Origin of the sequence: Planctomicrobium aquicomposti (assembly GCF_051466325.1) — a bacterium.
Taxonomy (GTDB): domain Bacteria; phylum Planctomycetota; class Planctomycetia; order Planctomycetales; family Planctomycetaceae; genus Planctomicrobium.
The window spans coordinates 139,595-151,559 of sequence record NZ_CP195792.1 but is presented as its reverse complement, the minus strand read 5'-3'; the positions used below and the strand labels follow the sequence as shown (position 1 = coordinate 151,559).

Genomic DNA, 11,965 nt, shown 5'->3' with positions numbered 1-11,965 from the left:
GCCATGGTTTATCGCATCTCACAGCACCGGCAGTATGAACTGGGGCGAATGACCTCGCAGAAGCAGCTTGCGCGGAGTGCCGTGCTGCAGCAACAGCTCTCCAGCGGAGTGCGGCTCACCAAGCCTTCGGATGATCCCAATGGACATCGGGTCATGCTGCAACAGCAGTCGATTGTCGATCGTCTGACGCAACAGCTGACTTCGGTCGGTCTGGCGCGCAACACGTTGAACGCCGCCGCGGCCCACGTAGGCGACGCCCAGCAATTGCTGGTGAAAGCGAAAGAGATTTCTCTGCAGGCGAGCCAGGTGACCGATGAGAGCGAGCGGAGTGTGCTCGTGCGGCAACTCGATTCCCTTCGAGACCAGTTGCTCACCATTGCCAATGCCCAGATGGATGGACACTTTCTCTTCGGGGGGGTGAACTCTTCCGCCCAGCCGTTCGTCAAACAGGCCGATGGCCGTGTCGAGTATCTCGGCTCAGCGACGACGGGTACGATGCAGATCGGGGATTCGCTGCCCTTTCAGGCTTATCTCGCAGGGAGTCAGATCTTTCAGGCCCGGTCCGGAGGAGTCCTGAACATTGCCGGATCGACCGGAGTGCGCGCCGGATCGGGAACTTCCGCCGGAACCGCCTCCACGCAGCTGCAGGTTCGACACACCGCAACAACCTATCAGGGGACATCGGGAGTGACACCCGGTGCCAGTTCCGCCGCCGGGGACACGGTCATCGGGCCGGCGGGTCGGCATCAGCTGACAATCACCGCTGCGAACGGAACAGGCGTCCCCACGACAGTCTCGCTCAACGGGGGGACTCCCGTCACATTCACCAGCGCAGATCGCGACCTCAAGGTCACGGGGCCGAATGGAGAAGTCGTCTATGTGGACCTGTCGGCACTCACCGCGGGCTTTACGGGCACGGTCGAGCTGACGGCCGACGGCACGTTGTCCGTCGATGGAGGAATGACGGAGATTCCGATTGAATTCACCGACAACCAGTTGCTGGTCAACGCTTCGCTAGGGACGGTGCAATACTTCGACACCACCGATGTCGCACAGGCGGGAAACGCAGTTGTCACAACGCGGACCGCCGGAGACCTGTTTCAGCTGATTCAAAATCTGCGGGACGATTTGCTCAATGTGCACGGGCTCAGCTCAGCCGAACAGGCTGCGGCATTCGAACGCCACATTGGCGACATCGACACCGCCAACACCCAGTTACTGAATGTGATCGGGCAGCAGTCAATCACGCTGGAACATCTGGATCAACTGGAGTCACGTATGGGAGACCTGAAGCTCGAGGCCACCGCGATCCTGAATGATGTGCAGGGGGCAGATTACTCCGCCACGATCATTCAGCTGCAGGAGCAACAGAACCTGCTGCAGTTTACATTCGCAACCCTGGGGCAACTCAGCAACATGTCGATCCTTGATTTCATTTCCTGAAGTCGCCCGCCGATGGACAAGTTGAAAAGAGAACATTCTGAACGGAGGTGACCAGAGCGATGACCATCCGCCGAGATGCAGCCCACCGACAGGCCGCACCCCACTTTGATGTTCGCCCGGCCCTGCAGGATCTGGACGAACTGTTGGCGTTTACGACCGACGACGACGTCAGTTTTGCGCGTCTGGAGCGGGAACTCGGCTCCCGTCCGCTGATTGCCGCTCACCTGATGCGGTCTGCCACCTCGGCCGGACTGGGAGCGTATGAGGTTCGATCGCTGCGACATGCGTTGGCCCTGCTGGGGATGAAGCGCATCCGGGAAACGCTGCGCCAGCTGCAGGAAAAAGCCCAGCCGGAACGCAGAGCGGCCGCCGGCTAGAGCTGGTGGCTCTGTCCGGTCCCCGCGCTGCGACCGCTTCGCATGGCGACAGGCGGACTTCCGCGTGACGAGGACGGCGCAAGCAAGCAAGGGTCAAAGTGCTCTAAAACCTCGGAAGTCCATCGTCCTGGAAGGCGACCCCTCTCGGCGGTCCTTTCAGCGCAGGACCCGTTCCTGCTCAGCCGGCGGGCAGTGCTGCTTCATTCATCCAGAAATGCTCCCAGGCGTGTCCGTCCGGATCCTGAAAGGCATGCCAGTACATGAAGCCATGATCCATCGGCTCACGATAGGTCTTGCCCCCCGCCTGAATCGCCTTGCTGATCATCGCGTCGACCGCTTCGCGGCTGTCACACGAGAGCGCCAGGAGGGCTTCGTTGCTTTTCGAGGAGTCACAGATTTCGCCCGGCGCGAAGCCCTGGAATTTGTCGTGAGTCAACAGCATCGCGTAAATCTGATCACTGATCACGAGGCAGGCCGCCGTGTCGTCAGTGAACTGCGGATTGAAGGAGTAGCCGAGCGCCTGATAGAACTCCTTCGACCGGTTCAGGTCCTTCACTGCGAGGTTCACAAAGATCTTGGTTGCCATGTTCGGCCCTTTTCAGAAGACAGAAAATGAATGGGAGCACGCGCAGCGCGTCGGAACGTCCCGCCTCCGATGCAGACCAGCCGGCGCAGGCTTCGATCGAGACCTACCCGAAGAGCAAGCCGACCGGTGCGGCGATAGCAAATCCGCGCCACGAAATCGAAGCCGTCACGAGTCACGACTCGACAGGAATCCAGATTTCCGTCCCGCCGTAGCCGGTTTCCGGGTTGAAGGCCTCGGTATATTTTTCGAACCACGGGCCGTGAACCACCTTTAAGGCAGAGTCCGGAATCCAGTCGTTCCAGATGGCCTGCAACGTGTCGTGGATCTTCGAGATGTGCTGTTCGTGGGTGAAGACGACATACTTCTGGGGCGACAGCTGCACCGATGTCATCTCCTGGGGCAGCGCTTCTGTACCGGAAATTTCGACACCGCAGAGATAGTCAAACTCTCCGCGTTCATTCCCGTTCCAGATCACTCCGTAAGCGGTCATGCCCCCCACCTGTCCGGGAACATATCCGATGTGCGGCGCGAATTTTTCCCACTGTGAAGGAATATTGACGCGCGTCTGCGCGGTATAGCGGGCGTTCGAACCTGCGATCCGCAGTTCGCCTGCCTGCTCGTAACGGGGTGCCGAGAGGCCGAAAACCTCCGCCCGCAGGCGGTTTTCCTGAGCCACCATTTCGCCGGTTTCATCCCATTCGGCATAGTCGTCCCCCGAGTAACAGGGACGGATCTCAATGTGACAATCCTCGTTGTGAGGGTTGGGACATTTCAGCGCCCACTCGATCGCTTCCTCCATCGACTTGACCCGCCAAATCCAGAAGCCGGCAACCAGTTCCTTGGTTTCGGTGAACGGTCCATCCACCACGGTACGCTGCGGGCCTTTAAAATAGACCCTGGCCCCCGCCGAGCTGGGCTGCAGCCCGTCGCCGCTGAGCATAATGCCCGCTTTAACAAGCTGTTCGTTGTAATTTCCCATGTCCACAATCAACTGCTGACTGGGGAAGACCCCGGCTTCGGAATCTTTGGTGGCCTTCACGATGACCATGACCTTCATGGAGAGCCTCTTTCCGCTGATGAACTGGAACAATCGATTTTTCGTTAGAGCAGGTTGCTCTTTCCAGTACCCACGCAGTAAGCGTTGTGTGTGATGAAATGCTCAGTTCCGCGTGGCAAGAACGGGTGGATCAAAAAATAAAATGCCCTGGCTGAGCGTCCGCCAATCAATTCTCGGTGGTTGCTGCGCACTCCCGCGAGTCGTGGGTCACCCGCCCTCACGTCTCCCGTTGGGGTCAGGCAGACCTGGAATCTCCAGCACAGGCCGCACCTCAACCGTTCCCTTGCGTGCCCCGGGAATGCGGCCCGCGATGTCGATGGCCTCATCGAGACTCTTGGCGTCGATCAGGAAATAGCCCCCCAGCTGCTCCCGGGTTTCGGCAAACGGGCCGTCCGTGACCAGCCGTTTTCCTTCGCGAACGCGGACACTTGTCGCGGTCGACACCGGATGCAACGGTGCAGCGGCCAGAAAGTTTCCCTCGCGATCGAGTTCGTGCGTCAGCGCTGTCGATTCCGCGTAGCACTTCTCACGCTCGGCCTCGGTCCAGACCTCTTCAGCAGTGTAAATCAGCAGCAGATACTTCATGGGAGGAGTCCTCCGGTCGGAATGGATGAGGCAATGATGGGTGAGTTGCTGTCGGTCGACGTTCAGCCGACCCGACGATAGTTCGCGGACATGAATTCCACCCAGTTGCCATCGGGCATCAGGATTTTGCTCTTCAGCGTGCGATGGTCCTTGTCGATGATGGTGATCGAATCCACGAACTGCGTGAACCCCTGCCCGTCCATCGTCGGGCCTTCAGCTGCCAGAGGCAGGGTATTCGTCGCGGCATCGCGTTCGCCGTCGTACGTCCAGAGATAGTCCATCATCGAGCTGATGAACGTACCGACGTAGCGTTGCTTCTTCGCATCAAAGCCGAGGGTCATGATGTTCCGCGACTCGCCCCCGTCCGGTGTTTGATTCACCGATTCGGCCATCACCCACAGGCCACCGAGCGACCGCACCGACTCGCGGTACTGAAATTTGCCCGGAGGCTGGTCCGGCCCCATGCTGCACTCCATGTCGACGACCCATTCGCCCACGAGTTGCTGCAGCCATTGATGTTGCTGTTGCGGTTGCGAAAACATGAGTGGTTCTCCGTAAGTGTCAGATCACAGCCAGGGACAACATTGCAGGCGACTGAATTAACCGTAGGTCGGTTTCTGCGGCCAGCCTGCAGGCGAATCCTCAAAATCTTCCTGTCGGCCAAAAGGGGTGATATCGAGGAGGCCATAGCAGTTCGTCAGGCCTTCCACACCACGGGCATAGGCCGAGTAGGTGTGATAAACCTGATTCTCCCACTGAAAAAAGACGCTGATGCCGTGTGTCTCTCCCTGCAGGAAATAGGGCTCTTTCTCCCGACGCTCTTCCAGTTCCGCCGCGGTGCGAAAGTTGTGCTGCAGAGGCACGATGGTTGAATCGAGAGTGACGTGGAAGTCGTAATTGAAATCGCTTCCGAATGAAGAGTACCAGTCGACCTCCCAACCTTGATCAGCGCGATAGGACTGCAGCTTCAGGAAGGGGGCCCGGGAGACCAGCTTGAATGTGGTGTTCCGCTGGTTCAGCAGCGACAGATCTCCCATTTCATTCACCAGTCCGGTGCAGCCGGGGCATCCCTTCTCCCAGGCCGGATCGAACATGAAGTGATAGATGATCAGCTGCGGCCGCCCTTCAAACAGGTCCAGCAGGCTGCGCGAGCCGGTGGCCCCTTCGAACCGATACTCTTTTTCCAGCAGCACCATCGGGAGTCGTCGCCGCTGGGCGTTCACCCGGTCTTGTTGCCGCGTCAGTTCTTTTTCCTGCAGCAGCAGCTCTGACCGGGCCGCGTTCCATTCTCCGCGGGAGGCAATGGGAGGGTGCGGGAGAGGAGTGGTCATGATCGTTTCCATTCTCTCGTGGGACAGAAGAAAGAGACCGCTCAGGGGGCTTTGACCTGACGGTCACGCTCCTGAATCAGCTGATTGACGAACTCATGAGCAGGGCGGATTTCAAACGGCCCGTTGCGAACGCCCGGATGTTTCGACATCAGCTGGATGGCGTGATTCAGATCGCGTGCTTCCAGAAACAGAATTCCGCCCAGCTGCTCTTTGGTTTCCGCATAAGGACCGTCGGTGACGACCACTCGCCCATTCTGATAACTTAACGTGACCGCATTGCGGGAGGAATCAAGCGCCTCGCCTCCGATAAAATGTCCGCCGCGACGGAGTTCATCGTCATAGGCAAAGCACTCTTCCATCATCTGTTGGGCTTTCTCGGCGGGAAGCTGCGTAAAGGCGGTTTCGTTGTGAAACCCCAGACAGATAAATTTCATGGAAATCTCCGGTGCGGTGAATGACTCTCGTTGCCTGATTGTCGAATGAATCCGTGGCGAATCGACAAGCCCTTCGGGAATTTCTCAAAATACCCATCCGGCGTCGCAGAGGCCTGTCAGCAAAGGAGTTCGAAAAAACATCGAAATTCCTGGAGTCCACCCGTTCATGCGGACGCCAGTTCCTCCAGCCGGGATTGCAGAAACCGGCGTTCCGGCTCCTGTCTGGCCAGCCGCAGTGCCTCTGCATACGCTGCGCGGGCTTCAGTTCTCCGTCCCAGTCGTCGGTAGAAATCAGCGCGGGCCGCGTGGAGCAGGTGGTAATTCCGCAACGTTTCACGACCGAGAAGACCGTCGACCAGTTGCAGCCCGGCTTCTGGACCATCGCGCATGGCGATGGCGACGGCGCGGTTCAATTCGACCACCGGCGACTGGCTGATGCGCAGCAAGGCATCGTAGAAGAGAACGATCTGCCTCCAGTCTGTTTCTCCCGACTCGGCTGCAGCGGCATGGACGGAAGCGATCGCCGCCTGCAGGGCATATGGCCCCGCCTCGCCCGACGCCAAGGCCGCGCGAACCAGCCTGGTTCCGGCGGCAATCTGCTCACGATTCCATAAACCCCGGTCCTGATCCTCCAGCAGAATCAGATCCCCCTCTGCGGTCGCACGGGCGGCTCGACGCGATTCCTGCAGCAGCATCAGTGCCAACAGCCCCAGGACCTCCGCAGTCGGGAGCAGTTCCTGCAGCAGTTGGCCCAGCCGGATCGCTTCTTCAGAAAGGTCGGCACGGGTCAACGAGTTGCCCGAGGACGCAGAGTAACCCTCATTAAAGACGAGATAGACCACCTGCAGCGCCGATTCAATTCGCTCCGGCAGGTCTTTGGTGGAGGGGACCGCGTACGGGATGCCGGCATCGCGGATCTTCGATTTGCCGCGCACGATCCGTTGAGCAATCGTGGAGGGCGTCGTCAGGAACGCGCTGGCGATTTCTTCGGTTGTCAGCCCGCAGACTTCCCGCAGCGTGAGCGCAATCTGGGTCTCGGGAGAAAGCGCTGGATGGCAACAGGTGAAGATCAGCCGCAGGCGGTCATCCTCCACCCCCTCCTCGTCCAGAAGAACGGGCTCGGTCTGGGTGCCGAGTCGGTCGGCAAGCTGTCCGAGCGAAGCATCAAACCGGGTGCGTCGACGGATCGTGTCGATCGCCCGAAACCGACCCGCCGAGACCAGCCAGGCGCGCGGATTGGCGGGGAGCCCCTCGCGCGGCCACTGCTCCAGCGCGGCGGCGAAGGCATCGTGCAGCGCCTCTTCCGCCAGATCGAAGTCCCCGAGCAGGCGAATCAGCGTGGCAAACACCCGTCGTGATTCCGCACGATAGATCTCGGCAATGCGTTCCGGCGTAGGGAGGCGTGTCTGTTCACTCATGCAGTTGTTCTTTGAGACGGTCGATCAGGATCTCGATCATCAGCGGATGCAATCCCAGCGGGGGACAAATGGTGACCGCGATTTCGGGCTGCGCCTGAATGAACTCTGCCCGGAAGGTACGCAGATCATCACTGACATGCGAGCCGGCGGACAAAAAATACGGCAGCATCCGGATCTCGGTCGCACCGCGCGACAGACAGCGCTGCAAGCCTTGGGGAATCGAGGGTTCGGCCAGTTCCAGATAGGCGATTTCCACGATCGGAGCCTCGACTCGGGGGGCGAGGGCCTGTGCGACCGCCACAAGATCGGCATTCGCAGCCGCCCGTCGGCTCCCGTGGGCAATCAACAGAATTGCTGCGGACATCAATGCTCCATAGACTCGATGCAGACGCGCCCGTTCATCCGGAAGGCGCCCCGAACTGAAGTAACCTTTGCCAACGCTGCTGATCAGGAATCTTTGAGTGACTGAACCGACCGCTCAGACAACGCCGACTCCCCCTCCCGAGCGAATCGGATCATACCGTATTGAACGCGAATTGGGCGCGGGAGGAATGGGCACGGTCTATCTCGGACAGCACGTGGAGTCGGGTCGGGAAGCGGCGATCAAGATGCTCCCGGCATCGATGGGTCGCGAAGCGGGGTTCGTGGCCCGATTCAACCGCGAAATTGCTGCGATGCAGCAGCTGAAAAGCCCGAATGTCGTGGAGCTCTATGAAAGCGGAGAAGACAACGGGATCTATTACTACGCCATGGAGTATGTTCCCGGCGAGACGCTGACCTCACGGTTGAAGCGGGAAAAGCGACTCCCCTGGCGGATGGTCATCGACATTTCCGTACAGGTCTGCAAGGCCCTCAAGGCAGCACATAACTGCGGAATTGTGCATCGCGATATCAAGCCTTCGAATCTGCTGCTCGATGAAAACGGGACCGTCAAGCTGACCGACTTCGGCATCGCGCAGGTGTTCGCCTCTTCCAAGCTGACAGTGACCGGCGGGATTCTGGGAACCGCAGAGTACATGTCTCCTGAGCAGGCGGCCGGACAGCGGGCCACGAAGCAGAGCGACATCTATTCGCTGGGTGCGGTGATGTACGTGATGCTGACGGGCCGTCCGCCGTTTACCGGCAAAACGACGCTCGACATTGTCCAGAAGCATCGCTTCTCACAATTCGACAGCCCGAAACGGATTGTTCCGGAGATTCCGTTCTGGCTGGACGAGATCGTCTGCAAATGTCTGGCCAAGAAAGTGGAAGACCGCTATCCCGATGCCTACGTGCTGGGCCTGCGACTGCAGGAAGTGGCGAAGAAAGTCGATTTCCGCGACGCCCAGATGTCCGATACCGACGAGGCCGCCGCAACCAATGTGACCCAAGCCGACGGCGGAGGGGGTCTGCCTGCCCCGCATGGCGAGGTGGGGGGAACACTGGTGCGTGATCTGTTGCGGACGCATCTGGAATCGCAGCAGCAATCGACCGGCTGGAGCAAATTTTTTGACAATGGATGGGTCCTGTTCGGCCTGCTGATGTTGCTGATTGGGGGAGGCTACGGACTCAGCCGCATGAACCGCCTGACTCCCGAAGTCCGCTTCGAACGGGGCGAGAAACTGATGGAGAGCCCGGAAGGTCCCGCCTGGGAAGAAGCCAAACGGGATTACTTTGCGCCGCTGGTGGAGAGTGATCCGGAAGTCTGGGGACCGAAGACCGATCCTTATTTGTCCCGGATCCGCACCTACGAACTGAAAAAAGGTCTGCTCGGACGGGAACTGCGACGCGATCCCCCTCCCGCTTCCGAACCCGAAGCGATTCTTCGGCAAGTTCTGGAATTGCGGCGGCTCGGGTTGCTCCCCGAGGCATTGGCCAAGCTGGCAGCGCTGGAAACGTTGCTGGCGGGTAATGAGGAACACAGTTCGTACCTGCCGCTCGTGCAACAATTGCGAACGCAACTTTCGGCGCAGCTGGAACCGCAGCGACTGGACTACGTCCGGAGTGCACTCGCCCGGGCGGACGAGTTGCAGGCTGCGGGAGAGAAGGCTTCGGCCGCTGCGATCTGGCGGAGCATCATCGAGCTGTATCAGGCCGATCCGGACGCCGCCTCCCAGGTCGCCGCCGCTCGCCAGAAGCTTCACAACCTGTCGGAAAGTGCAGCAAACTGAAGAGTTCCCAACGGACGCGGGAAACTCCATAATTCCCGAACTTGCCAAGCGGGCTTTTGCCGCTGCTCGGGCGGGCAGAACTGCGGGAATCGAACAGAAGTCTGGAACCGATGGATCTCCGAAAACACATCCGCAATATTCCGAACTTTCCCAAACCGGGAATCATGTTTCGCGACATCACGCCGCTGCTCGCGCAGCCGGAGGCGTATCGGGAGACCATCCGCCAGCTGGCGGATCATTATCGCCATCTCAAGATCCATGCCATCGCTGCCGCCGAGGCCCGGGGATTTCTGTTTGCCGCTCCGCTGGCACTGGAGCTGAACACCGCCTTCGTCCCGGTTCGCAAGCCGGGCAAACTCCCCTTCGAGAAGCACACGTTTCATTACGATCTGGAGTACGGATCGGACTCGCTCGAAATTCACACCGATGCGTTCGGTCCTGGCGAGAATGTTCTGCTGGTCGACGATCTGCTGGCGACGGGAGGCACGATGAACGCCTGCGCCAAACTGGTGGAGAATACCGGAGCTCATGTCGTCGGCTGTGCGTTTGTGGTGGAACTGACCTTCCTGGGGGGGCGGGACCGACTGGGGGGTTACGACACGTTCAGCCTGTTGCAGTACGATTCTGAAGCCTGATGCCGGTCGAGACCTGCAGCCACCCGGTTCCTCTTTGTGAATGTGTCCCTTGTCTGACTTTGATTCTGAACTGCCGCCGCTGGATGTCATCTGCGAGGATGGGCCGGTCATCGCGGTGAACAAACCGCACGGAGTGATTTCCCAGGGGGCACCGCGTGGCGTGACCAGTCTGGTCGATCAGGTCAAAGCCTATCTGCAGAAGAAGTACAACAAGCCCGGCAATGTCTATCTGGGGGTCCCGCACCGGATCGATCGACCGGTGTCGGGGGTCGTCGTCTTCTCGCGAAACTCGAAATGCGCTGCCCGACTCTCCGAACAGTTTGCTCAGCGCGAAGTGAAAAAAGTCTACCGTGCGGTGCTGGAACGCATTCCCGATCAACCTGCGGGGAAGCTGGAAGACTGGATCTACCGCATTCCGGATCACTCCCGCGTGGAGATTTCCAGCGAGAAGAATTCTGAGGCCAAATTTTCCCATCTGACGTACCAGGTCCTGAAAACCGGCAACGGCCGGGCGCTCGTCGAGATCGAACTGGGAACCGGACGAATGCATCAGATTCGGGTGCAGTTCGGCAGCCGTGGCTGGCCCATCATCGGCGATGAGCAGTATGGAGCCAGCGGCATGTTTCCCGGCTTTTCCGATGTGGACCGGACCGCTGCGCCGATCGCACTGCATGCCCGCTCATTGACCCTGAAGCATCCGGTCCGTTACGACGAGATGACCATCACCGCAGCGCTCCCCCGATTGTGGAATCGCCTCGGTCTGGGGAATCTTGAGTAGGGTCTTTCGAGAAGGGAATGCCCGTTCCTGCCACGCGGATGTCAGCACTTCACCACAAAGCCCGAATTCCCGGAGCGCCAGTTCACAGAGCCTGAAGCGTTCACGAGAGCTCCGCGATTCAACAAAACCGAACCCGCTCCACCAAGCGTTCCAGCCGTTCACAAACCGCCGGCAGTTGCCCGGAAGGAATGGCGCTCATCGCCCAACGTTCAATCCACGTCAGCCCACTCAGCAGGGCGCTGCTCCGCTCCAGTGTGTGAATCAGCTGCTGCTCCTGTGGCGAGAGAGGACGAATCGTCGCGTAGGCATTTAATGCCAGTTGCCAGCGGCGCTGGTCGTTCTCGAGCAGTCCCCCCAGCCAGCGCGACAGATCACTGGCGACATTCTCGGTCCGTGTGGCACTGGGATCAATCAGTCCGGTCACCTGATCTTCCGTAAACAAGATGTGATCACTCCAGAGATCGCGCCAGCAGGGATGCAGCGCAACGGCGATTTTTTCGCAGTCGGCCAGCTCCTGATCGAGTTGGCGTGCCTGTTGGCCATAAGCGTCCAGCAGGGTGGTCGCGAGCTGCTGAAACGGAGCCGACGCGGTGAGCAATTGCTGACGTCGGTACCAGAGCTGTTGTTGATCCCAACGTGCGATCACCGCCCGGCGTTCTGACGCAGCGGGCGGGGGAGCATGACGACACTGAAACCATCGCCTCCCCCGGGGAGTACATTGGTAGCGACTGGAGGCGACATGCATCCGGGCCAGCGTGCGAGCCCCGTTGATGAGCTGCTCATCGGAAATCGCTCCGGCGGTCCGGCAGGGTACTCCAGGCAGCCAGGGTTCCAGTTGCCACAGCTCGCCATACACATTCAGAACGGTATCGCGCGTGGACCCGTGCGGCAAAGGGACAGCCACGGGCAATGCCTGTCGGCTGAGTTCTCCCAGATAGCGATGCAACTCGCGAATCCGCTCGATAGGAAAATCGGCGGGCCAATGACGAAGTGCGAAGTGGCCGGCGTTCGTCTCAACCCGCACGACGGTGGCTCCGCTGAAGCCTCCTGTTGCGGAAACGCACGCCTGGATCTGAACAGACTCCGGGAGGAACTGTGCCGCCACGCTTCTCCAGAAGTGGGCTTGATCGTTCATCGCGACCGTCCGGGACTCTTCACCTGCGAATATGAC

Annotated in this window: 14 protein-coding genes; 5 read left to right on the top strand and 9 right to left on the bottom strand. The window is 59.7% G+C overall.

Translation table 11 applies throughout. The annotated features are described in order from the left end of the window. Nucleotides 1-3 precede the first annotated feature (3 nt). Nucleotides 4-1,443: a flagellar hook-associated protein FlgL gene (gene flgL / locus SH664x_RS00620; protein WP_437204117.1), complete on the top strand. Its 1,440-nt coding sequence runs from the start codon at nucleotides 4-6 to the stop codon at nucleotides 1,441-1,443. 59 nt (nucleotides 1,444-1,502) lie between these two features. Next, entirely contained in the window at nucleotides 1,503-1,820 is a 318-nt protein-coding gene (locus SH664x_RS00615) for an HDOD domain-containing protein (RefSeq protein WP_437204115.1), read from the top strand. Nucleotides 1,821-1,998: 178 nt separating this feature from the next. Here the strand turns inward: SH664x_RS00615 and SH664x_RS00610 are convergent, their stop codons facing one another. The 8 genes from SH664x_RS00610 to SH664x_RS00575 all read right to left on the bottom strand — a co-directional run bounded on the left by SH664x_RS00610 (nucleotide 1,999) and on the right by SH664x_RS00575 (nucleotide 7,595). After that, nucleotides 1,999-2,406: a VOC family protein gene (locus SH664x_RS00610; RefSeq protein WP_437204113.1), complete on the bottom strand. Its 408-nt coding sequence runs from the start codon at nucleotides 2,404-2,406 to the stop codon at nucleotides 1,999-2,001. A gap of 172 nt (nucleotides 2,407-2,578) precedes the next feature. Then, the gene (locus SH664x_RS00605; protein WP_437204111.1) at nucleotides 2,579-3,463 is read right to left on the bottom strand and encodes a GyrI-like domain-containing protein; all 885 of its coding nucleotides are present in this window, start codon (nucleotides 3,461-3,463) and stop codon (nucleotides 2,579-2,581) included. Nucleotides 3,464-3,670: 207 nt separating this feature from the next. Next, nucleotides 3,671-4,048 carry a YciI family protein gene (locus SH664x_RS00600; RefSeq protein WP_437204109.1) on the bottom strand — a complete coding sequence of 126 codons (378 nt, stop codon included), beginning with the start codon at nucleotides 4,046-4,048 and terminating at the stop codon, nucleotides 3,671-3,673. 62 nt (nucleotides 4,049-4,110) lie between these two features. Beyond that, complete coding sequence (locus tag SH664x_RS00595) at nucleotides 4,111-4,590, bottom strand: DUF1579 domain-containing protein (RefSeq protein ID WP_437204107.1); 480 nt, start codon at nucleotides 4,588-4,590, stop codon at nucleotides 4,111-4,113. Between the two features lie 57 nt (nucleotides 4,591-4,647). Next, the gene (locus tag SH664x_RS00590; protein ID WP_437204106.1) at nucleotides 4,648-5,379 is read right to left on the bottom strand and encodes a DUF899 domain-containing protein; all 732 of its coding nucleotides are present in this window, start codon (nucleotides 5,377-5,379) and stop codon (nucleotides 4,648-4,650) included. Between the two features lie 41 nt (nucleotides 5,380-5,420). Further along, nucleotides 5,421-5,813, bottom strand: coding sequence for a YciI family protein (locus tag SH664x_RS00585; protein WP_437204104.1), 393 nt, complete (start codon nucleotides 5,811-5,813; stop codon nucleotides 5,421-5,423). A 164-nt stretch (nucleotides 5,814-5,977) separates the two neighbouring features. Continuing rightward, nucleotides 5,978-7,231, bottom strand: a complete 1,254-nt coding sequence (locus tag SH664x_RS00580; protein ID WP_437204102.1) for an RNA polymerase sigma factor — start codon at nucleotides 7,229-7,231, stop codon at nucleotides 5,978-5,980. Next, complete coding sequence (locus tag SH664x_RS00575; RefSeq protein WP_437204100.1) at nucleotides 7,224-7,595, bottom strand: sirohydrochlorin chelatase; 372 nt, start codon at nucleotides 7,593-7,595, stop codon at nucleotides 7,224-7,226. Before SH664x_RS00575 ends, SH664x_RS00580 begins: the two co-directional genes overlap by 8 nt. A 97-nt stretch (nucleotides 7,596-7,692) precedes the next feature. Between SH664x_RS00575 and SH664x_RS00570 the strand changes: the two genes are divergently transcribed. The 3 genes from SH664x_RS00570 to SH664x_RS00560 all read left to right on the top strand — a co-directional run bounded on the left by SH664x_RS00570 (nucleotide 7,693) and on the right by SH664x_RS00560 (nucleotide 10,794). Continuing rightward, nucleotides 7,693-9,381, top strand: coding sequence for a protein kinase domain-containing protein (locus SH664x_RS00570; protein WP_437204098.1), 1,689 nt, complete (start codon nucleotides 7,693-7,695; stop codon nucleotides 9,379-9,381). A 110-nt stretch (nucleotides 9,382-9,491) separates the two neighbouring features. Then, on the top strand, nucleotides 9,492-10,016 hold the full coding sequence (locus SH664x_RS00565) for an adenine phosphoribosyltransferase (protein ID WP_437204096.1): 525 nt from the start codon (nucleotides 9,492-9,494) through the stop codon (nucleotides 10,014-10,016). A 49-nt stretch (nucleotides 10,017-10,065) separates the two neighbouring features. Further along, nucleotides 10,066-10,794, top strand: coding sequence for an RluA family pseudouridine synthase (locus SH664x_RS00560; protein ID WP_437204094.1), 729 nt, complete (start codon nucleotides 10,066-10,068; stop codon nucleotides 10,792-10,794). 118 nt (nucleotides 10,795-10,912) lie between these two features. On the opposite strand, the gene SH664x_RS00555 is transcribed toward SH664x_RS00560, so the two are convergent. Further along, nucleotides 10,913-11,929 (bottom strand): phosphotransferase, encoded by a 1,017-nt coding sequence (locus tag SH664x_RS00555; RefSeq protein ID WP_437204092.1) that lies wholly within the window; start codon nucleotides 11,927-11,929, stop codon nucleotides 10,913-10,915. Between the last annotated feature and the right edge of the window lie 36 nt (nucleotides 11,930-11,965).